A 24,851-nucleotide genomic window follows, 5' to 3' on the forward strand; every position below is an offset into this window, starting at 1 on the left:
AACGATGGGGCACTAGTGTTGTTGGCCGTGACCGACACAGAGCTGCTGCACGGCCCCCTGGAGAACCAGCACCGCGAGCTGGGCGCCACGTTCGCCCCCTTCGGCGGGTGGCTGATGCCGGTGTCCTACGCGGGCACCGTCGGTGAGCACACCGCCACCCGGGAGGCCGTCGGGTTGTTCGACGTGAGCCATCTGGGCAAGGCGCTGGTGGTAGGTCCGGGCGCGGCGGAGTTCGTCAACTCCGCACTAACCAATGATCTGCGCCGGATCGGCCCGGGCAAGGCCCAGTACACCCTGTGCTGCACGGCCGACGGCGGGGTGATCGACGACCTGATCGCCTACTACGTCAGCGACGACGAGATTTTCCTGGTGCCCAATGCCGCGAACACCGCGGCAGTGGTCGCCGAACTGAAGAAGGTTGCCCCAGAGGGTATTTCGGTCACCGACGAGCACCGGTCGCACGCGGTTCTGGCGGTGCAGGGACCGCGGTCCACCCAGGTGCTCGCAGCACTCGGGCTGCCCACCGATATGGACTACATGGAGTATGCCGACGCCGAGTACTCCGGGGTCCCGGTGCGGGTCTGCCGCACCGGCTACACCGGCGAGCACGGCTACGAGCTGCTGCCGCCCTGGGACTCTGCGCCGGTGGTGTTCGACGCCCTGGTCGCCGCCGTCGGTGACGCGGGTGGTCAGCTGGCCGGCCTGGGCGCCCGCGACACCCTGCGCACCGAGATGGGCTACCCGCTGCACGGCCACGAACTCTCGCTGGACATCTCGCCGCTGCAGGCCCGCTGCGGCTGGGCGATCGGCTGGAAGAAGGATGCCTTCTGGGGCCGCGATGCTCTGCTGGCCGAGAAAGAAGCCGGGCCGCGCCGGCTGCTGCGCGGACTGCGGGCCGTCGGCCGCGGGGTGCTGCGCCCCGAGCTGGCGGTGCTCGACGGCTCCACCCCGGTCGGCGTGACGACCTCGGGGACGTTCTCGCCGACGCTGAAAGTCGGTATCGCCCTTGCCCTGATCGACACTGCGGCCGGGATCGAGGACGGCGCGACGGTGACGGTGGACGTGCGTGGCCGGGCGCTGGAGTGCGAGGTGGTCAAGCCGCCGTTCGTCGAGGTCAAAACTCGGTAGCTGCCCGGTCTACAATTCCAGCTATGACCAACGGCCCCCTCGCATTCACGGTTGAGCGCAACGCGAACCCGGTGAGCGATGAGGTACGGGGTCAGATCCTGGCCGATCCCGGGTTCGGCCGCTACCACACCGACCACATGGTCTCGGTGCTCTACAGCCACGACCGCGGCTGGCACGACGCACGCGTGCTGCCCTACGGGCCGATCGAGCTGGACCCGTCGGCCGTCGTCCTGCACTACGCGCAGGAGGTTTTCGAGGGACTGAAGGCGTACCGCTGGGCTGACGGATCGATCGTGTCGTTCCGGCCGGAGGCCAATGCCGCGCGGCTGCGTGCCTCAGCGCGGCGGCTGGCCATCCCGGAACTGCCCGAGGACCTGTTCATCGAGTCGCTGCAACAGCTGATCTCCGTGGACGAGCAGTGGGTGCCGCCGGCCGGTGGTGAGGAGTCGCTGTACCTGCGGCCGTTCATCTTCGCCACCGAACCCGGCCTGGGGGTGCGGCCCGCGACCGAATACCGCTACCTGGTGATCGGTTCCCCGGCCGGCGCCTACTTCAAGGGTGGCCTCAAGCCGGTCAGCGTGTGGCTGTCGACCGAGTACGTGCGCGCCAGCCCCGGTGGCACGGGTGCGGCGAAGTTCGGTGGCAATTACGCCGCCTCGCTGCTGGCCCAGGCCGAAGCGTCCCAGCACGGCTGCGATCAGGTGGTGTGGCTCGATGCGATCGAACGCCGCTACATCGAGGAGATGGGCGGGATGAACCTGTTCTTCGTCTTCGGCAGTGGCGGGTCGGCGCGTCTGGTCACCCCGGAACTGAGCGGCTCCCTGCTGCCCGGCATCACCCGCGACTCCCTGCTGCAACTGGCCAGCGACGCCGGCTTTGCCGTGGAGGAACGCAAGATCGACGTCGAGGAATGGCGCAAGGGGGTGGCCGCCGGTGAGATCACCGAGGTCTTCGCCTGCGGGACGGCCGCGGTGATCACTCCGGTGTCGCACGTGAAGTTCGGCGAGGGCGAGTTCACCATCGCCGACGGCGAGCCCGGCGAGGTGACGATGGCCCTGCGCGACACGTTGACCGGCATCCAACGCGGCACGTTCGCCGATACGCACGGCTGGATGGCCCGGCTCGGCTGACGAGCTAGCTGCTGACCGCGTTTCGGCCGGATCGCTTGGCTCGGTAGAGCGCCTCGTCGGCGCGGGCCAGCCACGAGTCCAGGCTGTCACCGGCCCACCGCTCGGCGGCGCCGATGCTGACTGTCACCGGCCCGACGTCGACGAAGATCATGTCGGCCATCTGGCCGCGCAGCTTCTCGGCCGTGGCCATACCCTCGTCGATGTCGGAGCCGCGCAGCAGGATGACGAATTCCTCGCCGCCCCATCGGGCCACGATGTCGGTGCTGGGCAGGTTGGCCTGCAACCGTCGGCTGACCTCGATGAGCACCCGGTCACCGGCCTGATGGCCGTAACGGTCGTTGATCGCCTTGAAGTGGTCGATGTCGAGCATGAGCAGGGTGAGGGGCCTGCTGGTCTGGCGGGCCTGGGTGAGTTCGGCGTTGAACAGTTCCTCGCCGTGCCGCCGGTTCCACACCCCGGTGAGCGCGTCGGTGACCGCAAGCCGCCTCAGTTCCGACTCGAAGGCCTTGCGTTCGCTGATATCCCTTGTGACACCGATGATTTCGACGACGCAGCCGTCCTCATCAAGGTGCGGGATGACCTGGATCTCGGCCATCATCGTGGTGCCGTCGCCGCGGTACATCTCATGTTCTTCGCGCAATGTCGGCGGCGGGGTGCCGTCCCGGATGGACAGGTGCAGGTTGCGGAAGTAGGTGCGGATGCTGTCTGCCGACGACGGCGGGTAGATCTCGTCGAGCGGCTGGTTCATGGCCTGCTCGACGGTGATGCCACGGACCCGCTCCACCGACGGACTCACATAGGTCACCGTCCCGGTGGCATCGGCGGTCCAGATGATCTCCCAGGCGTTCTCGGCCATCAGCCGGGACCGTTCCTCGGACTTGCGCAGCTCGGCCTCGACCCGTTTGCGTTCGCTGACGTCCCGGCTGACCCCGAGCAACTCGATGAGCTCCCCGTTGTCGTCGACATGCGGAATCACCTGCAGGTCGGCCGACATCACCGCCCCGTCCTTGCGGTAGAAGTCCAATTCGCCGCGGAAGGTCGGCAACTCGTCGCCGTTCTCCTTGGCCTCGAAGATCTGGCGGAAGTAGTCCAGCGCGATGGCGGTGGACTCCGGTGTCAGGGCCTCGGCGAGCGACTCGCGCATCGCCTCGGCGGGTGTCAGTCCACGCTGCTGCTGCACGGCCGGGCTGACGTAGGTGATGGTGGTGTCCATCCCCATGGTCCAGATGACTTCCCAGGCGTTCTCCGACAGCAGCCGGTGGCGCCTCTCGGACTGCTGCAGTTCGAGTTCGGCCTCGCGCAGCTGGGTGACGTCGCGGGCACTGCCCTCCAGCACCACCGAACCGTCGTCGCGCCGCCGGGAGCGCACCCGGATGCGACTGGCGGTGTCGCGGCCGTCGCGGTGCCGCCACACCATCTCGATCGCCGTCTCCTGGCCGGGTTCCAGGGCCAGTGTCTCGGCCAGCCGCTCGGTGTAGCCGGCATCGATGCGGCCGAGTACGGATTCGGCATCGGCCAGGGCCTCGGCGGCCGAGACGCCGATCTGGGCCTCGATGGCGTCGTTGATGAACTCGAACGCCACGTCGGGCTGCACCCGGAGGAGGAAGAAGACCAGACCGTTGCCGTCCGCCATCCGGCGGAACCACTCAGCGTCGGGCAACTCGCGTGCCTCGTCCATCTCACCCCCTTGTTTGAAGGTGACGCCTGGCGCCAGGTTAGTCCTCGACCCCGAGTGGCACGCCGATTCGGCACGTTCAGTGCCCGTGAATGACCAATCCCACCGCGGCCATCGTGGTCGACAACTCGAGGACCGCGCCCAGGACGTCACCGGTGATGCCGCCGAAGCGCCGCACACAGTGCCGGACCAGCAGTCCGGCCACGGCCAGCACCACGAGCACCGTCAACGGTCCCTGCCACGGTCGACCTGTCGCAAGCACCGACAGACCGCCGAGCAGCACCACCCACAGCGCCACGACCGCGAGTGGCTGGGTGCCTGCGACGCGTTCGCCGAGAACACTTCCCGACGCGGCGGGCACAGTGCGCCGACAGGCCAGCACTGCCGCGACGCGGCCGGTGCTCACCGCGGTGACCACCGCTGCCACCCCGGTCGGCCCCGGCGGGACGGCGGCGAAGGCCAGTGCCTGGGTCACCACCACCACGACGACGGCGGCGACCCCGAACGGCCCGGCGGTGCCGTCGCGCATCACCGACAGCGCGCGCTCGGGTGGGCCGTAGCAGCCCAGCCCGTCGACGGTGTCAGACAACCCGTCGATGTGCAGGCCCCTGGTGATCATCAGCAGCAGGGCCACGGCCAGCACCCCGGCCAACGCACTGTGCGGACCGAATGCCCAGCGGCCCGTCCACAGCAGGCCCGCCGCCAGGACCCCCAGGACGACACCGACCACCGGGAACACCGTCATCGTCGACCGGCCGACACCTCCTCGGGCCGGCACCGGCAGAACGGTGCCGAACGCGAAAGCCGTTGCCAGCGAGCCGAACACGGTCAGTCCGGAAGTCGGTCGGAGACGCCTGCGCCTTCGAAGGTGGCCATCGAGGCCAGCGTGGCCACCGCGGCCCGCACGATCGGCAGTGCGACGGCGGCGCCGGTGCCTTCGCCGAGGCGCAGTCCGAGATCTACGATCGGTTCCAGGCCGAGGTGATCCAGCGCCAGCGTGTGCGCCGGTTCGGTGGACCGGTGCCCGGCGCGCCACCACGCCCGCGCCCCGGTCGCCATCCGGTCGGCCACCAGTGCCGCCGAGGTCACCACGAGACCGTCGAGCAGCAGCGGAGTGCGGCGCACCGAGGCCTGTGCGCAGAACCCCGCCATCGCCGCGAGGTCGGCCCCACCGCACGTCCGCAACAGGCTGACCGGATCGGAGCGGAACCGGCGGGCCCGGAACATCGCATCGCGCACCGCCGCGGTCTTGCGGGACCAGCCCGCGTCGTCGATCCCGGTGCCGCGCCCGACCACGACCACCGGCTCGGTGTCGGTCAGGGTGGCGATGAGTGTGGTTGCGGCCGTGGTATTTCCGATACCCATGTCGCCGGCGATCAACAGGTCGGCGCCAGCGTCGACCTCCTCGTCGGCGATCCGCTTGCCGGCCTCGAGTGCCGCGCGCACCTCGTCGTCGGACAGTGCGTCCTCGATCGCAATGTTGCCGCTGGAGCGGCGCACCTTGTATTCGGCGGTCTCGGGGTCCCCGCCGTCGCAGTCCACCGCGACGTCGACCACCCGCACCGTGGCGCCCGCCGCCTCGGCCAGGACGTTGATCGCCGCACCGCCGGCGCCGATGTTGGCCACCATCTGGGCGGTCACCTCGGGCGGGTAGGCCGATACCCCGGCGCGCGCCACGCCATGGTCCCCGGCGAAGACCACGACCCGGGCGCGCTCGAATTGCTGTGGCGGACAGAGTCCTTGGCAGGACGACACCCACACCGAGAGATCTTCGAGCCGGCCGAGCGCACCAGCCGGCTTGGTCAGGATCTCCTGCCTGCGGCGGGCCGCAGCGGCAGCACGCGAGTCCGGTGGGGCAACCGGGGAGAATTCCATCAGTTCGGTACCTCCGTCGGTTTGACCCAGACCGGCAGTCCGGCGACCACCAGCACCACGCGGTCACAGCTGTCGGCAAGGCGTTGATTGAGCAGGCCCAGCTCGTCGGCGAAACGGCGACCGGCCGCGGTGGCCGGTACTACCGTCAGACCGACCTCGGGGCTGACCAGGACCAGTGAACCGGCGAATTCGTCGACCGCGGTGACCAATTCGTCGATGTCGGTCGCCACCGAGCCGCCCTCCCAGCCGCGCCGATCCAGTGCGGCGGTCAGCCAGCCGCCGATGTCGTCGACCAGCGTCGGGGTGTGCGGCTGGGCGCGGAGCTGGGCGGCGACGTCGGTGCTCTCCACGGTGTCCCACGAGGCGGGCCGACGGTCACGGTGCCGGGCCACTCGCTGCGCCCAGGACGAGTCGTCGTCATCAGCCCCGGGCCCGGTGGCGATGTAGCGCACCGCCTGTCCGGTATCGACCGCTGACTCCGCCCAACGCGATTTGCCCGACCGGATTCCGCCGAGCACGAAGGTGCGCACCGTGCTCAGAGGGACTCAGGCGACCTTGGCGCCGCGCTCGACCCGAGGTCGCGGGGCGCGCATGCGGCGCATCTGAGACGCCCGGCCCGCGGCGTAGAGCCCGAGCTTGAAGGAGCCTTCGGTGTTGTCCGGGAACTTGGCGGCCACCGCCTTGTTCACCTTGCGGCCCAGCAGAACCGCGTCCAGGCCCATGATCGCCATCAGCACCAGCATGGCGGGGGAGATGAACAGCTGGACCTTGGGCATGGCCAGCATGACGAAGATCATGAACAGCGCGGCCGGCATGAACAGTCCGAGCACATTGCGCCGGGAGTCGACGATGTCGCGCACATAGCGACGGACCGGGCCCTTATCGCGCGGCAGCAGGTAGTCCTCTTCGCCGGCCATCATCCGCTCGCGGCGATCGTTCATCGCCGCGCGGCGCTGCAGCTTGTCGGCCTTGCGCTCCTCCTTGGTCAGCGTCGCGCGCATCTCCTTGCGGCGCTTACGTGCCTCGGCGGTCGTCATCGGGGCCGGTGCCACCGGCCCGCGGCGCTTGGCGGACTGGCTGCGCTTGGGCGTCGGCCTGCCCTTGGGTGCCGTCGTCCGTGCCGCCGACTCGTCGATCTCGGTCGTCGGCTCGGCCTCCGGCGCGTCGCCGTCGTCGTTCTTGCGGCCCAGCAGCTTCACGCCTGCCAGGTTACTTCGCCATGCCGCGGCTCTGCGCATGCACCTCTGGATGCCTGCCCTTACCCTGCAGGAATGACCGGCTCCCAGGCCGCGCTCCGGGTGCTCGTGGCCCCGGACTGCTACGGCGACAGTCTGACCGCGGTGCAGGCTGTCGACGCCATCGCCGCCGGCTGGCTGCGGGCCCGGCCGGGGGACCAGATCGTGCGGGCGCCCCAGTCCGACGGTGGGCCGGGTTTCGTCGGCGTGCTGGCCGAGCGGTTCGGCGGCACCCGGCACGCCCGGGTGTCCGGGCCGCTGGCCGAGGAGGTGGACGCCGAATGGGTCTACGACAGCGCCACGGCGACCGCCTACATCGAATGCGCGCAGGCCTGCGGGCTGTCCCTGCTCGGCGGGCCGCCGACTGCCCAGACCGCGGTGGCCGCGCACAGCCGCGGGGTGGGCCAGTTGGTCGACGCGGCGCTGCTGGCAGGCGCGACCACGATCGTCGTCGGCCTGGGCGGCAGTAGCTGCACCGACGGCGGGCGCGGTCTGATCGATGCGCTGGGCGGTGTGCAGCAGGCCCGGGCGCACCTCGACGGGATCCGGCTGATCGCGGCATCCGACGTCGAACATCCGCTGCTGGGACCGATGGGTGCGGCCCGGGTCTTCGGACCGCAGAAGGGTGCCGATCCGGCGACCGTCGAGATCCTCGAAGAACACATGACAACCTGGGCGGCGCAGCTGGACGCCGTGGCCGGCGAGCCCGTCAGCGGGCTGCCAGGAGCAGGCGCGGCCGGGGGATTGGGGGCCGCGCTGCTGGCGCTGGGCGCCCGCCGGGAGTCGGGGGCCGCGGTCATCGCCGCCCACACCGGCCTGGCCGATGACATCGCGGCCGCCGACGTGATCGTGACCGGCGAAGGCCGCTTCGACGACCAGTCCCTGCACGGCAAGGTGGTCAGCGCGCTGGCCGACGGGGCGCGACCGCGCGGCATCCCGGTGCTGGTCCTGGCCGGACAGGTCACGCTGGATCCGGCGGTGCTGGCCGACGAGGGCATCGCCGCGGCCCACTCGATCACCGACTACGCCGGGTCGGTCCAGCTGGCCATGGACGACGCCTTCCACCAGCTGACCGGGCTGGCCGAGCGCACCGCGGCCGGACTGGACAGCGCCTGAGTCGGGAATAGCGGCCGAACAAGGTACCGTTGATTAGGTGGGCCTCATCCCACGGGAACCCACCACAGACATCTAGAGGGAGACGTAATGACTGTTTCCGACGAGTCGACCACCACGACCGCTCACGGCGTGACGCTGACCGACGCCGCGGCCGCCAAGGCCAAGTCCCTGCTCGACCAGGAGGGCCGCGACGACCTGGCCCTGCGCATCGCCGTGCAGCCCGGTGGCTGCGCAGGTCTGCGCTACAACCTGTTCTTCGATGACCGCGCCCTCGACGGTGACCTCACCGTCGAGTTCGGCGGTGTGAACCTGACCGTCGACCGGATGAGCGCTCCCTACGTGCAGGGCGCGACGATCGACTTCGTGGACACCATCGAGAAGCAGGGCTTCACGATCGACAACCCGAACGCCACCGGCTCCTGCGCCTGCGGCGACTCGTTCAACTGATCGATTCGACCAACGTCTGACGTGACGGCCGCCCGGTTAGAACTGGGCGGCCGTTCGCAATAGGTAGGAGCACACCAGCAGCTGGTTGTCCTGGCGCAGCACCTGCGCGACACCCTGCTCCTCGTCGCGGCCATTGCGGGCCGCCGACGTCGGTGCCACCCGCATGGTGAACAGCACCTGGGCCTGATACGACGACCACGGCACGATCTTGTCGATCGAGATCACCTCGGCGCGGGCGAACTGCCTGCGGAACGCGTCGCTGGCCAGCTTCGCCAGCGCCTGATCGGCGCGCTTGTCTTTGACCGCGTCGAACATGCCGCAGGACGTGTTTCGCGCGATCGTCTCGGTGTCGCCGTTGGACAGCGCGGTCAGATAGTTCTGGATCGTCGACTGGGTCGAGGCTGCGGTGAAGGCCCCGCCGCCCGCGCCCGGCCGCTCGGTGCGAATGATCAGCACCGCCGCGACCAGTGCTCCCACGAGGACCAGGGCCAGCAGGCTCAGCCACACTGCCTTGCGCCGGCGCGGCTTGGCGGTCGGATAGGACACCGCCGGCGGCAGCATGCCCGGATAGGGCACACCCGGCTGCGGCGGGCCCGGGGGTGCGAACCGGTCGTCGGGGTACGGCTCGGAGTACGGGGGCTGGCCGGGGAAGGGTTGACCCTGCGCGCCGGCCTGCTGAGGCGGCGGAAAGGGGTCAGCCATCGATGTGTCTCCTGGGGTCTGCGGAGTGAGCTACGGACCTACCGCCCACATCGGCACCGATGCCGGGCCATATAGTCGGCTCTTGTAGGCAGGCTAGCGCACCGGGCTGGAAATGAACGGTCGCGCGACGCCGGTATGGTTGCCTAGGTTAGCTATCAATCGAAGGGCGGACGCGTCGTGACCATCGCGGTGACCGGATCCATTGCCACCGACCACCTGATGCGGTTCCCCGGGCGGTTCTCCGAGCAGCTGCTCGCCGAGCACCTGCAGAAGGTGTCGCTGAGCTTTCTCGTCGACGATCTGGTGGTGCACCGCGGCGGGGTGGCCGGCAACATGGCCTACGCCATCGGCGTACTGGGCGGCAAGGCCGCCCTGGTCGGGGCCGCCGGCCAGGATTTCGCCGACTACCGCGCCTGGCTGGAGTCCGCCGGGGTGGATTGCTCGGGCGTGCTGATCTCGCAGACCGCCCACACCGCGCGGTTCGTCTGCACCACCGACACCGAGATGGCCCAGATCGCCTCGTTCTACCCGGGTGCGATGTCGGAGGCGCGCAACATCAAGCTGGCGAGCGTGGTCGACGCGATCGGCACACCGGAACTGGTGATCGTCGGCGCCAACGACCCCGACACGATGTTCCTGCACACCGACGAGTGCCGCACGCTCGGGTTGGCATTCGCCGCGGACCCGTCGCAGCAGCTGGCGCGACTGTCCGGCGCGGAGATCAAGCAGCTGATCGACGGCGCGACCTACCTGTTCACCAATGACTACGAGTGGGACCTGCTGCTGTCGAAGACCGGCTGGACCGACGCCGACGTGCTCAGCCAGGTCGGCCTGCGGGTCACCACCCTGGGTGCCAAGGGTGTGGACCTGGTCAGCCCCGACGGCAGCACCATCCACGTCGACGTCGTGCCGGAGACCGCCCAGGTGGACCCGACCGGTGTCGGCGACGCGTTCCGGGCCGGCTTCCTGACCGCCCGCAGCGCGGGCCTGGGCCTGGAGCGCGCGGCACAGCTGGGCTCGCTGGTGGCCGTGCTGGTGCTGGAGACCACCGGCACCCAGAACTGGACGTGGGACCTCGAGGTGGCCACTTCGCGCCTGGCCGATGCCTACGGCGCCGAGGCGGCTGCCGAGATTTCGGCCGCGCTGGGTTAGACGCTCGGGTTAGAGCTGCACCGGGTAGTGCGGCTCGCTGATCGTCGGGGTGATGCTGTGCTCGACGAAGATCGCGTGCCACAGCATGAAGATCAGCACCGTCCACAGCCGGCGGCTGTGATCGCTCACACCGGCCCGGTGCTCGTCGAGCATCGTGCGCACCGCGGCGATGTCCACGAGGTGGCCGGCCTGTGAGGTGTCGATCATCTGGTAGGCCCAGTCCATCAGCTCACCGGAGCGCAGCCAGTGCCGAATCGGTACGGGGAAGCCAAGTTTCGCGCGGTTGAGCACATGCGCGGGCACGATCGGCTCCAGCGCACGGCGCAGGGCGTACTTGGTGGTGGTCCGGGTGATCTTCTGGTCGTAGGGCAGCCGCGAGGCCACCGCGAACACCTCCGGATCCAGGAACGGCACCCGCAACTCCAGGGAGTTGGCCATCGTCATCTTGTCGGCCTTGACCAGGATGTCGCCGCGCAACCAGGTGAACAGGTCGATGTGCTGCATGCGCGCCACCGGATCCCAGCCAGCCGATTCCGCATAAACCGGTGCGGTGACGTCGGTGTGGGTCCAGGCCGGGTTGAAATCCGGCAGTACCGCGCGCAGGTGGTCGTCGGAGAAGCTGCGGGCGTTGCCGTAGTAGCGCTCCTCGAGCGTCAGCGAGCCGCGATGCAGCAGGCTCTTGCCCCGCATTCCCTCCGGCAGTGGCCGTGACGCCCGGCCCAGCGACTTGCGCACCGGTCGCGGCAGGTAGTCGAAAGGCTTGAGCGACAAAGGTTCCCGATAGATCGTGTAGCCGCCGAAGAGTTCGTCGGCACCCTCGCCGGACAGCACGACCTTGACGTGCTTGCGGGCTTCTCGGGCGATGAAGAACAGCGGCACCAGCGCCGGGTCGGCCACCGGTTCGTCGAGATACCAGACGATTTCGGGCAGGGCGGCCACGAACTCCGACTGGCTGACCACCTTGGCCACGTGCCGGGCGCCGATGGCCTCGGCCGAGGCCACCGCCACGTCGACCTCGGAGAAACCCTCACGCTCGAACCCGGTGGTGAAGGTGATCAGCCGCGGGTTGTGCCGGATCGCCAGCGCGGCGATCGCGGTGGAGTCGATGCCACCGGACAGGAATGCCCCGACGGTGACGTCGGCGCGCATGTGCTTGGCCACCGAGTCCTCGAGGACGGCGGTGATCTCGTCGTAGCGGGCCTGCTCGCCGCCGGGGCGGAACGGCACGGCGGAGAACCGGGGCACGAAGTAGCGGCTGGTCTTGGGCTCCTCGCCCGGGCGGATCACCGCGTAGCAGCCCGACTCCAGCCGGCGAATGCCGCGATGCAGCGTCTCCGGTTCCGGGACGTACTGCAACACGGTGTAGTGCTGCACCGCGCGGACATCGATGCCGGTGTCGAGGTCCAGGGTCGGGGCGAGGTCCAGCAGGCACTTCTTCTCGCTGCCGACCACGGTGCCGCCGGGACCGGTGGCCATGAACAGCGGCTTGATACCGAACGGGTCGCGGGCGCAGAACAGCACCTGCTCGCGGGTGTCCCACAGCGCGAAGGCAAACATGCCGCGCAGCCGGCTCAGCGCCGCGGTGCCCCAGAAGTGATAGGCCGCCAGGATGGCCTCGCCATCGCCGTCGGTGGCGAACACCGCGCCGAACTCGGACCGCAGTTCCTCGCGCAGTTCGAGGTAGTTGTAGATCTCGCCGTTGAACACCAGGACATAGCGCTCCGGATCGTCCTGCGGACCCCAGCGCAGCGGCTGGTGCGAGTGCGCGATGTCGATGATCGAGAGCCGGTTGAAACCGAGCACCACCCGATCGTCTGACCAGGTGCCGGGTTCGTCGGGCCCGCGGTGACGCATCAGCGGCGTGGCGCCGGCCACCGCCTCGACGGTCTGGGCGGAGATCCCGCTTGCCGGGGCAGAAACCAGGGCAAGCAGTCCGCACACGCGGCCAAGTATGCCGCACGTCGCGGGGCGCTTCGAACGCGCCACATGACGGAAATGGAGGTGTGTCGGGCTTGGTGTTCCCGCGTGGTCTACGCTGCGTAGTATTCGATTCGCGGAAAAGTTCCCGTGATCCGAAAAATGCGGTTCATTAGGGCCACGAGCAGGACCTGAAACAGGAGGCGCCAAAGTGAAGACCCGCGGTTCCCGGCTCCGTTCGGTGGCGCTGGCCGTCACCTTCGGTGTACTGGCGCTGACGCTCAGCGGGTGCAGCTGGCAGGAAGTCCTGGGCCTCGGCTGGCCCAAGGGCATCACCCCGGAGGCGCATTCCATGCGTGAACTCTGGGTGGGCTCGGTGATCGCCGCCCTCGTCGTCGGTGTGATCGTGTGGGCGCTGACCTTCTGGACCATGGCCTTTCACCGCAAGAAGAAGGGTGACGACTCGCTGCCCCGCCAGTTCGGCTACAACATGCCGCTGGAGCTGGTGCTGACCGTCGTCCCGTTCCTGATCATCTCGGTGCTGTTCTACTTCACCGTCGTGGTGCAGGAGAAGGTGCTGCACCGGGATCCCAATCCCGAGGTCGTCATCGACGTCACCGCCTTCCAGTGGAACTGGAGGTTCGGCTACCAGAAGGTGGCCTTCGCCGACGGCACCTTCAACTACGACGGCGCCGACCCGGCCCGCAAGGCCGCGATGGTCTCCAAGCCCGAGGGCGTCGACGCCCACGGCGAGGAGAAGGTCGGCGCGGTGCGCGGCCTGAACCCCGAGGATCGCACCTACCTCAACTTCGACAAGGTCGAGACGCTGGGCACCAGCGACGAGATCCCGGTGCTGGTGGTCCCGCAGGGCAAGCGCATCGAGTTCCAGGTGGCCTCCGCCGACGTCATCCACTCGTTCTGGGTGCCGGAGTTCCTGTTCAAGCGCGACGTGTTCCCGGATCCGGAAGCCAACCACTCCGAGAACAAGTTCCAGGTCAGCGAGATCGAGCAGACCGGTGCGTTCGTCGGGCGCTGCGCCGAGATGTGCGGCACCTACCACTCGATGATGAACTTCGAAGTCCGGGTGGTCTCGGCCAACGACTTCAAGGCGTACCTGGACGCCCGCATCGCCGGCAAGACCAACGCCGAAGCGCTGCAGGCCATCAACCAGTCGCCGGTCGCCATCAGCACGCACCCCTTCGATACCCGTCGGGGCGAGCAGGTCATTCCGCAGGCGAGCAAGTAGGGAATCGCTCATGCATATCGAAGCCAGGCTGTTTGAGATCCTGACCGCGTTCTTCGTCCTCGCCGCTGTGGTGTACGGAGTGCTCACCGCGCTCTTCCAGCACGGCGGCATCGAGTGGGCCGGCACCACTGCGCTGGTGCTGACCGCCGGTCTGTCGTTGATCATCGGCACCTTCTTCCGGTTCGTGGCCCGTCGTCTCGACACCCGGCCCGAGGACTACGAAGAGGCCGAAATCAGTGACGGCGCAGGGGAGTTGGGCTTCTTCTCGCCGCACTCCTGGTGGCCGATCCTGATCGCGCTGTCCTTCTCGACCGCCGCCGTCGGCGCCGCGCTGTGGCTGCCGTGGCTGATCGCCGCCGGTGTGGTGTTCGTGCTCGCCGCGGTGTCCGGTCTGGTCTTCGAGTACTACGTCGGCCCCGAGAAGCACTGACCATTCGAAGGTCACAATCGGGGCGTCACTTGGCGCCCAACGGTGTGCTGCGACGCGCCCGGCTCGCCCGGTTGGGTAGGGTTCTGCCAGGGCAACGCGATCCGTCGGCATGCTGCGCGCCAGTCCTTGGCCCGCGTGCTGCGGTGATGTAGTCGAAAGAGGACGGGCGAGGATGAGCGGGCCGAATCCGCCACATGAGGAGCCGGGCGGTCAGCCCCTGGATCAGCCGACCGAGGAATACCGCGAGGACACCAGCGGTACCGGATTTCAGGCCTACTCCGCGCCCGAGTCCGAGCAGTGGACCGCAGGCCCCTACGTGGCCCCCGATCCGCGGCTCTACGACTACGACAGCTACGACTCGGCCACTGAACTCGTCGAGGATGCCGAACCGCCGAAATGGCCATGGGTCGTCGGCGTCACTGCCATCATCGCCGCCATCGCCCTGGTGGTTTCGGTGTCACTTCTGGTGACCAGCACCGACACCGACCAGTTGGCCACCCCCCAGACCACCACGACGGTCAGCCTGCCGCCGGTTCAGGACGAGATCACCACCCCACGACCACCACGCCGGCCGGGCCGCGACAGGTGACCTACAGCGTCACCGGGACCAAGGCGCCCGGCGACATCATCACGGTGACGTATGTCGACGCCTCCGGCCGGCGCCGCACCCAGCGCAACGTGTACATCCCGTGGTCGCTGACGGTGACACCGATCTCGCAGTCCGACGTCGGCTCGGTGCAGGCATCCAGCCTGTTCCTGGTGAGCAAGCTGAACTGCTCCATCACCACCAGTGACGGAACGGTGCTGTCGTCCAACCAGAACAACGCCGCGCAGACGAGCTGCTGATGGCGCGCGACACGGAGTTCGCCGGGGCAGGGGCGACAGAGGACAACGACCGGTCACCGGAGACGGTGGACCGCATCCTGGTCGGCATCTGCGGGGCGATCTGGCTGGTGCTGCTGGCGGTCACGGTCATCGCGATCGTCGCGCTGGTGGATCTGGGCCGCGGCCATACCCTCGGCGGCAGCGCGGGTAAGGAGACGCCGTGGGTGCTCTACAGCGTCATCGTGGTCTCCGCGCTGATCATCGTCGGCGCGATCCCGCTGCTGCTGCGCGCCCGGCGAGCCGCCCTAGCCGAACCGGTCACGCCGCCCGCGGCCAAACCCGCCGGAACGACGCCACAGCCGCCCGCTTCGCCGTCTGTACGCCCCGCTGAGGCGCCGACGGAGAAGCTGAAGGTATTCGGTGCGACGGTCGACCCGTACGAGCCGTATCAGCCGGCGTTCGCCCAGTCCTCGACCGCGCGGGCCGATCTGCTGATCCCGCCGACCGAACTGGACCGGCTGTGGCTGCGCGGCACCGTGACCCTGCTGGGTGCGATCGGCCTGGCGCTGGTCGGAGTATCGCTGGCGACCTATCTGCTGGCTGTCGGCAGCGATACCGTGGCCTGGGTGTCACTCGGGGTGGCCGCCATCGTCACGATCGCCATGCCGGCCATTCCGGTGTTCTATCTGCGTGAGCTGCGCACCGCCCTGGATGAGGCCGCGCCCGCTCAGTGAGCCTGGGCGCCGCGACGTGGGTTGTGGCGCAGGCGCTTTGGCCGCGAGAGTGTCGGCCCGCACCGACCACCACCTTTGTGCTGAACCCCATGTGCGGTGTGCTGTTCGCGACGCTGCGCACCGTGACCGGGTCACCCTGGTACGCCCACGACGCGACCTATGACGTGATGCCGGTCCGTGACGAAGCCCCGATGACCACTCGTGCGCTGGACCGGCTGGCTCGCCAGGTCCTACCCGGCGCCACCGTCCGCCGGCTGCTGTTTTGGCGCTACCTACTCGTCTGGCACAAGCCACCGGGGTAGGGGAGCGCTGAACGCCGAAACCCCGGATCACAAGGACCCGGGGTTTCGACTGGTGGAACTGTTTAGTGGTGGGCGCTGCCGTTGGAGCCGTTGCTGCCATTGCTGCCGTTGGTGGCGCCGGACTCTTCGTCCTGCCACTCGCGCAGCGCGGTCAGCGCCTTGTGTTCGGTCGCATGCGCGGCCTCGGTGAGGGCAGCATCCTCGGAAGCCGGATCGGCCGTGAGGAAGCTGCCGCGACCCGGTGCGCCACCGGAGCCCAGCTTGTTCATTCGCTTGGGTAGCGCAGCCCCCTGGTATTCCAGCGGGATCGGGTGGCCGTGGTCGTCGACCGGGCCCAGCGGCTGGTGCAGCTCTATGTAGGCACCGTGCGGCAGCCGCTTGATGATGCCGGTCTCGATACCGTGCTCGAGCACATCGCGGTCGCTGCGCTGCAGGCCGACGGCCCACCGGTAGGCGATGAAGAACACCAGCGGCGGCAGGACCACCATGCCGATGCGGCCGATCCACGTCGTCGCGTTCAGCGAGATGTGGAACTTCAGCGCGATGATGTCGTTCATGCAGGCATACGTCAGCAGGATGTAGAACGAGATCGCCATCGCGCCGATGGCCGTGCGCACCGGTGCGTCACGCGGACGCTGCAGCAGGTTGTGGTGCGCGTCGTCCTTGGTGAACCGCTTCTCCAGGAACGGCCAGACCATGAGCAGGATGAACACCAGGCCCATGCCCAGCGCAATCCACACCGGCTGCGGGATGGTGTGGTTGCCGAAGTAGATCTCCCACGGCGGGAACAGGCGGATCAGGCCGTCGGTCCACATCATGTAGAAGTCGGGCTGGCTGCCCGCGGACACCTGGGACGGCTTGTAGGGACCGATCTGCCAGATCGGGTTGATCTGCAGCAGGCCGCCCATCAGGCCGAGGATGCCGAGCACCATCGCGAAGAAGGCGCCGGACTTCACCGCGAACACCGGCATGACCCGGACACCGACGACGTTCTTCTCGGTGCGGCCGGGGCCGGGGAACTGGGTGTGCTTCTGGAACCACACCAGCGCCAGGTGAATCCCGATGAGCGCCAGGATGATTCCCGGGATCAGCAGGATGTGCAGGGCGTAGATGCGGGGGATGAAGATGGTGCCCGGGAAGTCGCCGCCGAACAGCGCCCAGTGCATCCAGGTTCCGACGACCGGGATACCCATCGTGATGCCCGACAGGGCGGCGCGAACGCCGGTGCCCGAGAGCAGGTCGTCGGGCAGCGAGTAGCCGAAGAAGCCCTCGAACATGGCCAGGATGAGCAGCAGCGAGCCGATCACCCAGTTGGCTTCACGGGGCCGGCGGAACGCGCCGGTGAAGAAGATGCGGGCCAGGTGCACCATGATCGCCGCGGCGAACATCAGTGCCGCCCAGTGGTGGACCTGCCGAACGAACAGGCCGCCGCGCACCTCGAAGCTGATGTCCAGGGCCGTCTCGTAGGCTCGCGACATCTGCACACCGCGAAGCGGCTGGTACACGCCGTTGTAGGTGACCTCGGCCATCGACGGATCGAAGAACAGGGTCAGGTACACGCCGGTGAGCAGCAGCACGATGAAGCTGTACATCGCGATCTCACCCAGCAGGAACGACCAGTGCGTGGGGAAGACCTTGTTCAGCTGTCGCCGGACTGCGGCCGACGGGTGATAGCGGGAGTCGATGGCATCGCCTTGGACGGCAAGGCGGTCAGCGATCTTGGAACTCATGATTTGCGCTCCCAGAATGCAGGTCCGACAGGTTCGATGAAGTCGCCGTTGGCGACCAGGTAACCGTCCTGATCAATCGTGATCGGCAACTGCGCCAGAGCCCGGGCGGCCGGACCGAAGATCGGCCGCGCGAAATGCAGTGCGTCGAACTGGGATTGATGGCAGGGGCACAGGATGCGGTAGGTCTGCTGCTCGTACAGCGAGGACGGGCAGCCCAGGTGCGAGCAGACCTTGGTGTAGGCGAACAGATCACCGAAGTTGAAGCTCTCCTGGCCCTGACGCTTGACCACCCGCGGCATGTCGACCGGCTTGATGCGGATCAGCATCACCGGGTTGCGCACGCCCATGGCGATCTCGCCGAGCTTCTCGTGCGATTCGACGGTGGTGCCGTCGCCGTCGGACTCGCGCCACGGGAAGACCGTCTCCATACCGCCGGCGTCGATGTCCTCGGGGCGAACCTTCACGAACGGCGACTCACCCGGCAGGCCGGTGGCCCGGGCCAGGAAGATGGTCTCGCCCTTGAAACGGGGCGTCCACCCGGAGGTCCACAGCACCGCCTTCTTGCCTTCGGCGGTGGGCACGACCGGCTTCCACGGGTTCTTGATCAGACCGCCGATGAAGGCCACCAGGGTGCCGACACCGAAGGCGCCGATACCGATCCCCAGCGACAGGCCGATCATCTTGCGGCGCCGGATCGTCGAGCCTTCGAGGGCATCGCTGAGGTTGGCCACCACGGTCTTGCGGTCGAGTTCGGAGGAGGGCCCGTCGTGGCGCTCCTGTACCGAGATCTCCTGCGGGATGAACCGCTTCTGGAAGAGCACCGCGCCGATGCCGATCGCCAGGATCGACAGACCGAAGGTCAGGCCGTACAGCGGGGTCGCCAGGTTGTACAGGAAGTTGCCCTTGGCGCCGTCCGGCTTGTACTCCCACGGCCAGAACAAGAAGATCAGCAGCAGAGCCAGGCCGGACACACCGCCGAGCAGCAGCCAGAACGCCACCAGGCGCTCGGCACGCTTCTCGGCGCGGGTGCCCTCGACCGGCCAGCGCGGCTCCTTGAGGATGGTCTCGACGCCGTCGATGCGGCCACCGAGTTCGACCAGCTCCTCGCGCGACATCTCCGCGAGCTGCTCGTCAGTCGGCTTGTTCACGTCGCTCATGCCCTCGCCCCGATCCACAGCGCCACACCGATTGCGGCGACCATGCCGATGATCCACATCGCCATACCTTCCGGCGCCGGCCCGAAACCGCCGAGCCCGTAACCGCCGGGATTCGGTGTGTCACTGGCCATCTTGACGTAGGCGACGATGTCCTTCTTCTCCTCCGGCGACAGCTGCCGGTCAGAGAACTTCGGCATGTTCTGCGGCCCGGTGAGCATCGCGGTGTAGATCTGCGCCGGGGTGGCCGCGTCGAGCTCCGGTGCGTACTTGCCCGAGGACAGTGCACCGCCCCTGCCGGTGAAGTTGTGGCAGGACGCGCAGTTCAGCCGGAACAGGTCACCGCCGCGGGCGACGTTGCTGCCCATCAGCGAGTGATCGGCGATCTGACCGTTGGCGTCGCGGGGGACCAGCGGGCCGCCACCGTTGGCCTGGATGTAGGCGCCGAGGGCGTCGATCTGGTTCTCGTCGAAGATCGGGTCCTTGCGGGGGGCCTGGGCCTCACCGCGCATCGCCGGCATGCGGCCGGTCGACACCTGGAAGTACACCGCCGCCTCGCCGACGCCGATCAGGCTGGGCCCGCGGCCGTCGACGCCCTGGAGGTTGGCGCCGTGGCAGGTGATGCACGCCGTGTCGTAGAGCTGCTGACCGGTGCGCAGCAGTGCCGACTGGGACTCGTCGGCGACCGCGACCTGCGGGGTGGGAGTCAGTGTGGCGGCCAGACCACCGGCGAAGCCGAGTCCGGCCAGCAGCAGCACGGCGCCGGTCAGGCGACGACGCAGTCGGCGGCGCGACTTGTCGCTCATGCCGGATCCGAACCGCCCCGTTTTCTTGAGCATCGAACCCCTTCTCATCAACGGATGAAGTAGATCGTCGCGAACAGTGCGATCCACACGATGTCGACGAAGTGCCAGTAGTAGGACACCACGATCGCCGCAGTGGCCTGCGCCGGTGTGAACTTGCTCATCCGGGTGCGCAGCAGCAGCAGCACGAAGGCCACCAGACCACCGATGACGTGCAGGCCGTGGAAGCCGGTCGCGAGGTAGAAGACGCTGCCGTAGGCGCTACCCGGGATCGTGGTCCCGTGGGTCACCAGGTGGTAGTACTCGTAGCCCTGGCCGAGCACGAAGAAGATGCCCATCGCCAGGGTGATCGTGTACCAGCGGCGCAGCCCGAACACGTCACCGCGCTCGGCCGCGAACACACCCATCTGGCAGGTGAACGACGATGCGATCAGCACCAGCGTCACCGGAACCGCCTGATACAGGTTCAGCTCGGTCGGTGGCGGCGGCCATACCCCGCCGGCCTGAGCACGGGCAGTGAAGTACATCGCGAACAGCCCAGCAAAGAACATCAGCTCACTGGAAAGCCACACGATGGTGCCAACACTGACCATATTCGGCCGGTTCAGCGAATGTACGCGCGATGTGATCGCAGTTCCCGAAGTGCCAACAGCGCTCGTCACATCAAGAAGTATGACGCTTTGTAGTTGTCGAGGTACAGCCAGGGGCCGAATTAGTCATAACTGTCGTTGATCGGCACTGTGAAGTTCCCGGTCGGCATGCGAATATCGGCGCGTGACCCAGCCCGATTCGCACCCCGCGTCCGACTCTCCGATTTCGACATGGCCGCAGCTCCTGGGCCGATTGACGGCCGGGCTGGAGCTCGAGCCCGGGGAGGCCGGCTGGGCGATGGACCAGATCATGACGGGAGTCGCGACACCGGCTCAGATCGCGGCTTTCGGCGTGTCGATGAAGATGAAGCGCCCGACGGCCGCCGAGGTGCGGGAGTTGGCCGACACGATGCTGTCCTACGCCCAGCGGGTGCCCACCGATGTCATCGGTACCGACACCGTCGACATCGTCGGCACCGGCGGCGACCGCGCCAATACGGTCAACCTGTCGACGATGTCCTCGATCGTGGTCGCGGCGGCCGGGGTGCCGGTGGTCAAGCACGGCAACCGGGCGGCGTCGTCGAAGAGCGGCGGTGCCGACATGCTCGAGGCGCTCGGGTTGCGGATCGACCTGGGGCCCGAAGAGGTCGCCCGCTGCGTTGCCGAGGTCGGCATCGGGTTCTGCTTTGCCCCCGTCTTCCACCCGTCGCTGAAGTACGCCGGGGCGCCGCGGCGCGAGATCGGGGTGCCCACGGTATTCAATCTGCTTGGGCCACTGACCAATCCGGCCGGACCGCGCGCCGGGCTGGTGGGCTGTGCCTTCGCTGATCTCGCCGAGATCATGGCCGGGGTGTTCGCCGCCCGGCGCTGCAGTGTGCTCGTGGTGCACGGCGACGACGGCCTCGACGAGCTGACCACCACGACCACCAGCACGATCTGGCGCGTCCAGGCCGGCACCATCGACAAGCTCACCTTCGATCCGCTCGGTTTCGGGTTCCCGAGGGCCCGGATCGAGGAACTCGTGGGCGGCGACGCCGCGTTCAACGCGGCCGAGGCGCGCAACGTGCTGGCCGGTGCGCAGGGGCCGGTGCGCGATGCGGTGATCCTCAACGCGGCCGGCGCGATGGTGGCCCACTCGGGGTTATCCAGTCGCGCCGAATGGCTGCCGTCCTGGGAGGAGGGGCTGGACCGGGCTGCCCGGGCGCTCGACTCCGGGGCGGCCGAACAGCTCCTCGCGCGTTGGGTGCGGTTTACCCAGCAGCTCTGAGTCCAGCCGCTCGGCCTGCTCGGCGGCCAGCCGGGCCGAGCGTGCGGTGGCCGCCCAGGACGACCACGGCCCCGCCGACCCGATCGGGGATGCGAAACCTGTTGTCGCGCTGACGATTCGGACACCCGGGGCGGTAAGCCAGCGGGCGATCAGGGCCGTCTCCTCCACCAGCGCGCCGCCCAGCGGTGCGGCCTGCGGCAGGATCGTCTGTGCGCCGGCCTGCAGCGCCTCGACCACCGGCATCGGGGGCACCCGACGGGGTGCCACCCCGGCCGCGGCCAGCTGTCCGTGCCGGACCACCGCCAGCTGCCAGCCGCCGGCGCCGTCGGGTGCGGCCGCCACCAGTTCCTCGACGGCGGCCAGCGCCCGCAGCCGCTGCCCGCGCCACAGCACGTCGACGGCGGCCGCGGTCTGATCGCGCAGCCGGGCCGCGCTTTCGTAGCGGGACTTTGCGGCCAGCTTGGCGACCCGGCCGACTGCGGCGGCCAGCGCGCCGTTGTCGAGCCCGTCGATCAGCGCGGCCGCCCGCGCCGGCGCCGCGGCGTAGTCGGCGACGCCGATACCGCGGGGGGCGGGGCAGGGTGCGACCTCGCGCTCCGGGCAGGCCGGGCCGTGCTCGCCGGTGCGACCGATCCGCGAGGTGCAGGTGCGCACCCCGGTGAAGCGGGCGACGAGGTCGGCGGTGTCCAGGGCATCGGCACGGGAGCGGAACGGGCCGATGGCGCGATCGTGGCGGGGCTCGCGGACCACCGACAGCCGCGGGAATGCCTCGTCGGTGAGCACCACCCACCACCACCGGTGCGGAAAGCGGGAGCGGCGGTTGTAGGGCGGGGCGTGGGCGGCCAGCAGGCGCAGCTCGCGGACGCCGGCCTCCAGCGGGTGGGCGCACTCGACGTGGTCCACCGCGGTGGCCAGGCCGACCATCTCCTTCATCCGGCCGCGCGGATCCGAGCCGTTGAAGTACTGACCCACCCGGCGGCGCAGATCGGTGGCCGTTCCGATGTAGAGCACTTCGGCGCCCGGTCCGCGGAACAGGTACACCCCGGGCCGGTTGGGCAGCCGCTGGGCCAGGGAGCGCTTACTGCGCTGGGCGTTGGAGACGTTCGGTAGGTAGCCGCGCAGATCGGTGTAGGTGTGGATGCCCTGATTGCCCACCCGCTCGATCAGCGCGTGCAACACGTCGACGGTGGCCCGGGCGTCGTCGAGGGCACGGTGGGTGGGCCGGGTGGCCGAGCCGACCAGGGCGGCCAGCGTGGCCAGCCGCACGCTGGGCGCCTCCTCGCGGGTCAGCACCCGGCGGGCCAGCTTCACCGTGCACAGCACCGGGGGCCGGGGCCAGGTGATCCCGCACTGCTCGGCGGCCGAGCGCAGGAAGCCGATGTCGAAGCCCGCGTTGTGGGCGACCAGCACCGAGCCGCGGGCGAATTCGAGGAACATCGGCAACACCGCGTGGATGGTCGGTGCGTCGTGGACCATCGCCGTGGTGATCCCGGTCAGCTGGACGATCTGCGGCGGAATGGACCGCTGTGGGTCCACCAGGGTGGCGAATTCGCCGAGCACCTCGCCGCCGCGCACCTTGACCGCACCTATCTCGGTGATGGCGTCGCGGGAGCCGTCGGCCCCGGCGGTGGCCCGCCCGCCGGTGGTCTCCAGATCGACCACGACGAAGGTGGTTTCCCGCAGCGAGATGTCAGCGGCCGGGTCAACGTCGGCGAAGCTCAGCTGAGCGTCGATCGGTGAACCGGCCACAGCTGCAGACGGTAGGCAGCCGCACCGACAGGTCCGGGATGCCACTCCGCGGCCGCCGGAACTTGTCGGTGCCGCGAGCTAGCGTGCGGCCAAGCCGAAGAGAGGAGACCCGTCATGGGTACGGAGCCAGGCGATCCGGTCGTCATCGACTGCGACGACTGCGCGGTGCGCGGTCCGGGCTGCCGGGATTGTGTCGTGAGTGTTTTGCTGGGAGTTCCGGAGACATTGCTCGACGACGAACGCGCTGCACTCGAGGTTCTCGCCGAAGCGGGGTTGGCACCCCGGTTGCGGTTGGTGCCGATCCATCGTCACGGGGGGCCGGGCCTGGCCAGCTGATGGCTGGTAGGTTGGCCGTCAAGGTTGTGACTTGTGTGGCAGGCGTGACTGGCCATGTGTTAAATCTTGGTCTCACGTTGGACAATGCCGATGCCATTTCGTAACCTATTCGAGACCTAAGGCAGCTCGATGCAGACGGCGTCGACGGCACTTAAAAGGATGCTTTATCTTGAGGTTTGATCGCAGGTCCCTGGCTCAACGCGTTCTTCGACGCCATGTAGTAGGTGGGATTGCGGGCCTCGCGGTGTTCTCCGCCGTTATCTCCGGCACTGTGCACGCCGATCCCGCCGAAGACGGTGTGGCAAAGCTCAACGAGTTGTCCCGCCAGGCCGAGCAGCTCACCGAATCCATGCATTCCGCTCAGCTTGATCTGGACAAGAAGCTGCAAGTGCAGGCCGCCGCCGAGAAGAAGCATGTCGATGACCTGGCCGCCGCCGATGCCGCCAGGGCGCAGCTGGCTACCTATCAGGTATCCGTCGACAAGTTTGCTGCCGCCATGTACATGGGTGGCCGCACCGATGGTTTCAATGCGATCCTGACCGCCGAGTCGCCGCAGGGCCTGATCGACAAGATGGCCGTCCAGAAGGTGATGGCCACCGAGATGTCGGCGCAGATGCAGAACTACCGCCGCGTCTCCGACGAGTCCGTCAAGGCCGAGGCCGCCTCGGCCAAGTCCGCCGCGGACGCCAAGACGGCCGCCGAGCAGGCCGCCGCCGTACGGGCCGACCTGCAGCGCAAGCAGTCCCAACTGCAGGTCCAGATCGCGATCGTGAAATCCCGCTACCAGATGCTGACCCCCGAGCAGCGGACCGCACTGGCCGCTCCGGGCCCGCCGCCGCCGGCCGAGATACTGGCCGCGCCCGCACCGGATGCGCTGCCCCCGATCGATGCCCCGCCGCCTCCGCCCGAGGCCGCCGAGGTGGTTCCGATGGCCGCCGTGCCCGCACCCAGCGAGGGCTCCGGTGAAGGTGCCATCGCCGTGCAGGCCGCACTGACCCGCATCGGTGACCCGTACGTGTGGGGCGGTTCCGGTCCCAACCAGTTCGACTGCTCGGGTCTGGTGATGTGGGCCTTCCAGCAGGCCGGCATCTTCCTGCCGCACTCCAGCCAGGCGCTGGCCGCCGGCGGACAGCCGGTGTCGATGGACAACATCCAGCCCGGCGACGTCGTCAACTACTACTCCGACGCCTCGCACTCGGCGATCTACATCGGCGACGGCATGATGGTGCACGCCTCGACGTTCGGCGTACCGGTGCGGGTCGCCCCGGTGAACAACGCGCCGATCTACAACATCCGCCGGTACTGATC

General features: G+C 68.6%; 23 protein-coding genes and 2 pseudogenes. 13 read left to right on the plus strand and 12 right to left on the minus strand.

Annotation, left to right across the window (positions count from 1 at the left end; all coding sequences use genetic code 11):
• The first annotated feature begins 15 nt into the window (after positions 1-15).
• Both gcvT and BN3385_RS17440 read left to right on the plus strand, forming a co-directional pair.
• A complete protein-coding gene (gene gcvT / locus BN3385_RS17435; RefSeq protein ID WP_156432791.1) occupies positions 16-1,128 on the plus strand; it encodes a glycine cleavage system aminomethyltransferase GcvT in 1,113 nt (370 codons plus the stop codon).
• 23 nt (positions 1,129-1,151) lie between these two features.
• Positions 1,152-2,258 carry a branched-chain amino acid aminotransferase gene (locus BN3385_RS17440; RefSeq protein WP_059018500.1) on the plus strand — a complete coding sequence of 369 codons (1,107 nt, stop codon included), beginning with the start codon at positions 1,152-1,154 and terminating at the stop codon, positions 2,256-2,258.
• A 4-nt stretch (positions 2,259-2,262) separates the two neighbouring features.
• Here BN3385_RS17440 and BN3385_RS17445 read toward each other — a convergent pair whose 3' ends face one another.
• The 5 genes from BN3385_RS17445 to BN3385_RS17465 form a co-directional block, all read right to left on the minus strand.
• Entirely contained in the window at positions 2,263-3,936 is a 1,674-nt protein-coding gene (locus tag BN3385_RS17445; protein ID WP_059018502.1) for a sensor domain-containing diguanylate cyclase, read from the minus strand.
• Positions 3,937-4,012: 76 nt separating this feature from the next.
• Entirely contained in the window at positions 4,013-4,759 is a 747-nt protein-coding gene (locus tag BN3385_RS17450; RefSeq protein WP_059018504.1) for an adenosylcobinamide-GDP ribazoletransferase, read from the minus strand.
• A 2-nt stretch (positions 4,760-4,761) separates the two neighbouring features.
• A complete protein-coding gene (gene cobT, locus BN3385_RS17455) occupies positions 4,762-5,808 on the minus strand; it encodes a nicotinate-nucleotide--dimethylbenzimidazole phosphoribosyltransferase (RefSeq protein WP_059018506.1) in 1,047 nt (348 codons plus the stop codon).
• Positions 5,808-6,338, minus strand: a complete 531-nt coding sequence (locus BN3385_RS17460; protein ID WP_059018508.1) for a bifunctional adenosylcobinamide kinase/adenosylcobinamide-phosphate guanylyltransferase — start codon at positions 6,336-6,338, stop codon at positions 5,808-5,810. Before BN3385_RS17460 ends, cobT begins: the two co-directional genes overlap by 1 nt.
• A gap of 15 nt (positions 6,339-6,353) precedes the next feature.
• Positions 6,354-7,007, minus strand: coding sequence for a DUF3043 domain-containing protein (locus BN3385_RS17465; protein WP_059018510.1), 654 nt, complete (start codon positions 7,005-7,007; stop codon positions 6,354-6,356).
• A 72-nt stretch (positions 7,008-7,079) separates the two neighbouring features.
• On the opposite strand from BN3385_RS17465, the gene BN3385_RS17470 reads away from it, so the two are divergent.
• Positions 7,080-8,159 (plus strand): glycerate kinase family protein, encoded by a 1,080-nt coding sequence (locus tag BN3385_RS17470; RefSeq protein WP_059018512.1) that lies wholly within the window; start codon positions 7,080-7,082, stop codon positions 8,157-8,159.
• A gap of 87 nt (positions 8,160-8,246) precedes the next feature.
• Entirely contained in the window at positions 8,247-8,606 is a 360-nt protein-coding gene (locus BN3385_RS17475) for a HesB/IscA family protein (RefSeq protein ID WP_059018514.1), read from the plus strand.
• A 36-nt stretch (positions 8,607-8,642) separates the two neighbouring features.
• Here BN3385_RS17475 and BN3385_RS17480 read toward each other — a convergent pair whose 3' ends face one another.
• Positions 8,643-9,308, minus strand: a complete 666-nt coding sequence (locus BN3385_RS17480; RefSeq protein WP_059018516.1) for an Rv0361 family membrane protein — start codon at positions 9,306-9,308, stop codon at positions 8,643-8,645.
• Between the two features lie 177 nt (positions 9,309-9,485).
• Here BN3385_RS17480 and BN3385_RS17485 point away from each other — a divergent pair, with 177 nt between their 5' ends.
• Complete coding sequence (locus tag BN3385_RS17485) at positions 9,486-10,460, plus strand: carbohydrate kinase family protein (RefSeq protein WP_059018518.1); 975 nt, start codon at positions 9,486-9,488, stop codon at positions 10,458-10,460.
• A gap of 9 nt (positions 10,461-10,469) precedes the next feature.
• Here BN3385_RS17485 and asnB read toward each other — a convergent pair whose 3' ends face one another.
• Entirely contained in the window at positions 10,470-12,401 is a 1,932-nt protein-coding gene (gene asnB / locus BN3385_RS17490) for an asparagine synthase (glutamine-hydrolyzing) (protein ID WP_059018520.1), read from the minus strand.
• Between the two features lie 187 nt (positions 12,402-12,588).
• On the opposite strand from asnB, the gene ctaC reads away from it, so the two are divergent.
• The 5 genes and pseudogenes from ctaC to BN3385_RS28685 all read left to right on the plus strand — a co-directional run bounded on the left by ctaC (position 12,589) and on the right by BN3385_RS28685 (position 15,914).
• Complete coding sequence (ctaC, locus tag BN3385_RS17495) at positions 12,589-13,623, plus strand: aa3-type cytochrome oxidase subunit II (RefSeq protein WP_059018522.1); 1,035 nt, start codon at positions 12,589-12,591, stop codon at positions 13,621-13,623.
• 10 nt (positions 13,624-13,633) lie between these two features.
• On the plus strand, positions 13,634-14,053 hold the full coding sequence (locus BN3385_RS17500) for a cytochrome c oxidase subunit 4 (RefSeq protein WP_059018524.1): 420 nt from the start codon (positions 13,634-13,636) through the stop codon (positions 14,051-14,053).
• A 172-nt stretch (positions 14,054-14,225) separates the two neighbouring features.
• A pseudogene (locus BN3385_RS17505) lies at positions 14,226-14,899 on the plus strand (MmpS family transport accessory protein).
• A complete protein-coding gene (locus BN3385_RS17510) occupies positions 14,899-15,612 on the plus strand; it encodes a DUF2561 family protein (protein WP_059018526.1) in 714 nt (237 codons plus the stop codon). Before BN3385_RS17505 ends, BN3385_RS17510 begins: the two are co-directional and overlap by 1 nt.
• A gap of 89 nt (positions 15,613-15,701) precedes the next feature.
• Complete coding sequence (locus BN3385_RS28685; protein ID WP_059018527.1) at positions 15,702-15,914, plus strand: hypothetical protein; 213 nt, start codon at positions 15,702-15,704, stop codon at positions 15,912-15,914.
• A 62-nt stretch (positions 15,915-15,976) separates the two neighbouring features.
• On the opposite strand, the gene qcrB is transcribed toward BN3385_RS28685, so the two are convergent.
• From qcrB to ctaE, 4 genes are read right to left on the minus strand one after another with little or no spacing between them, the layout of a single operon-like run.
• The gene (gene qcrB, locus BN3385_RS17520; protein ID WP_059018529.1) at positions 15,977-17,644 is read right to left on the minus strand and encodes a cytochrome bc1 complex cytochrome b subunit; all 1,668 of its coding nucleotides are present in this window, start codon (positions 17,642-17,644) and stop codon (positions 15,977-15,979) included.
• Complete coding sequence (gene qcrA, locus BN3385_RS17525; RefSeq protein WP_059022074.1) at positions 17,641-18,801, minus strand: cytochrome bc1 complex Rieske iron-sulfur subunit; 1,161 nt, start codon at positions 18,799-18,801, stop codon at positions 17,641-17,643. The genes qcrB and qcrA overlap by 4 nt, the downstream gene beginning before the upstream one ends.
• Positions 18,798-19,637 (minus strand): cytochrome bc1 complex diheme cytochrome c subunit, encoded by an 840-nt coding sequence (gene qcrC / locus BN3385_RS17530; RefSeq protein ID WP_197415232.1) that lies wholly within the window; start codon positions 19,635-19,637, stop codon positions 18,798-18,800. Before qcrC ends, qcrA begins: the two co-directional genes overlap by 4 nt.
• A 14-nt stretch (positions 19,638-19,651) precedes the next feature.
• Entirely contained in the window at positions 19,652-20,263 is a 612-nt protein-coding gene (gene ctaE, locus BN3385_RS17535) for an aa3-type cytochrome oxidase subunit III (RefSeq protein WP_059018531.1), read from the minus strand.
• 112 nt (positions 20,264-20,375) lie between these two features.
• Here ctaE and trpD point away from each other — a divergent pair, with 112 nt between their 5' ends.
• Entirely contained in the window at positions 20,376-21,458 is a 1,083-nt protein-coding gene (trpD, locus tag BN3385_RS29030; protein ID WP_082690523.1) for an anthranilate phosphoribosyltransferase, read from the plus strand.
• Here trpD and BN3385_RS17540 read toward each other — a convergent pair.
• A pseudogene (locus BN3385_RS17540) lies at positions 21,396-23,252 on the minus strand (DEDD exonuclease domain-containing protein); the annotation flags it as partial. The gene trpD and the pseudogene BN3385_RS17540 sit on opposite strands and share 63 nt — an antisense overlap.
• A 69-nt stretch (positions 23,253-23,321) precedes the next feature.
• Between BN3385_RS17540 and BN3385_RS17545 the strand changes: the two are divergent.
• Together BN3385_RS17545 and ripC are read left to right on the plus strand one after the other, a co-directional pair.
• A complete protein-coding gene (locus BN3385_RS17545) occupies positions 23,322-23,543 on the plus strand; it encodes a hypothetical protein (protein WP_059018533.1) in 222 nt (73 codons plus the stop codon).
• 169 nt (positions 23,544-23,712) lie between these two features.
• On the plus strand, positions 23,713-24,849 hold the full coding sequence (gene ripC, locus BN3385_RS17550; protein ID WP_059018534.1) for a peptidoglycan hydrolase RipC: 1,137 nt from the start codon (positions 23,713-23,715) through the stop codon (positions 24,847-24,849).
• Positions 24,850-24,851 lie beyond the last annotated feature (2 nt).

It is taken from the genome of Mycobacterium sp. M26, from assembly GCF_001494595.1.
Classification (GTDB): Bacteria; Actinomycetota; Actinomycetes; order Mycobacteriales; family Mycobacteriaceae; genus Mycobacterium.

What these genes read in the sequence shown, in the direction of transcription:
- BN3385_RS17440 (WP_059018500.1), top strand. Translation starts at nt 1,152, where the DNA reads ATGACCAACGGCCCCCTCGCATTCACGGTTGAGCGCAACGCGAACCCG.
- BN3385_RS17445 (WP_059018502.1), bottom strand. Translation starts at nt 3,936, where the DNA reads ATGGACGAGGCACGCGAGTTGCCCGACGCTGAGTGGTTCCGCCGGATG.
- cobT (WP_059018506.1), bottom strand. Translation starts at nt 5,808, where the DNA reads ATGGAATTCTCCCCGGTTGCCCCACCGGACTCGCGTGCTGCCGCTGCG.
- BN3385_RS17470 (WP_059018512.1), top strand. Translation starts at nt 7,080, where the DNA reads ATGACCGGCTCCCAGGCCGCGCTCCGGGTGCTCGTGGCCCCGGACTGC.
- BN3385_RS17475 (WP_059018514.1), top strand. Translation starts at nt 8,247, where the DNA reads ATGACTGTTTCCGACGAGTCGACCACCACGACCGCTCACGGCGTGACG.
- BN3385_RS17480 (WP_059018516.1), bottom strand. Translation starts at nt 9,308, where the DNA reads ATGGCTGACCCCTTTCCGCCGCCTCAGCAGGCCGGCGCGCAGGGTCAA.
- BN3385_RS17500 (WP_059018524.1), top strand. Translation starts at nt 13,634, where the DNA reads ATGCATATCGAAGCCAGGCTGTTTGAGATCCTGACCGCGTTCTTCGTC.
- BN3385_RS17510 (WP_059018526.1), top strand. Translation starts at nt 14,899, where the DNA reads ATGGCGCGCGACACGGAGTTCGCCGGGGCAGGGGCGACAGAGGACAAC.
- BN3385_RS28685 (WP_059018527.1), top strand. Translation starts at nt 15,702, where the DNA reads ATGTGCGGTGTGCTGTTCGCGACGCTGCGCACCGTGACCGGGTCACCC.
- qcrB (WP_059018529.1), bottom strand. Translation starts at nt 17,644, where the DNA reads ATGAGTTCCAAGATCGCTGACCGCCTTGCCGTCCAAGGCGATGCCATC.
- qcrA (WP_059022074.1), bottom strand. Translation starts at nt 18,801, where the DNA reads ATGAGCGACGTGAACAAGCCGACTGACGAGCAGCTCGCGGAGATGTCG.
- qcrC (WP_197415232.1), bottom strand. Translation starts at nt 19,637, where the DNA reads ATGCTCAAGAAAACGGGGCGGTTCGGATCCGGCATGAGCGACAAGTCG.
- BN3385_RS17545 (WP_059018533.1), top strand. Translation starts at nt 23,322, where the DNA reads ATGGGTACGGAGCCAGGCGATCCGGTCGTCATCGACTGCGACGACTGC.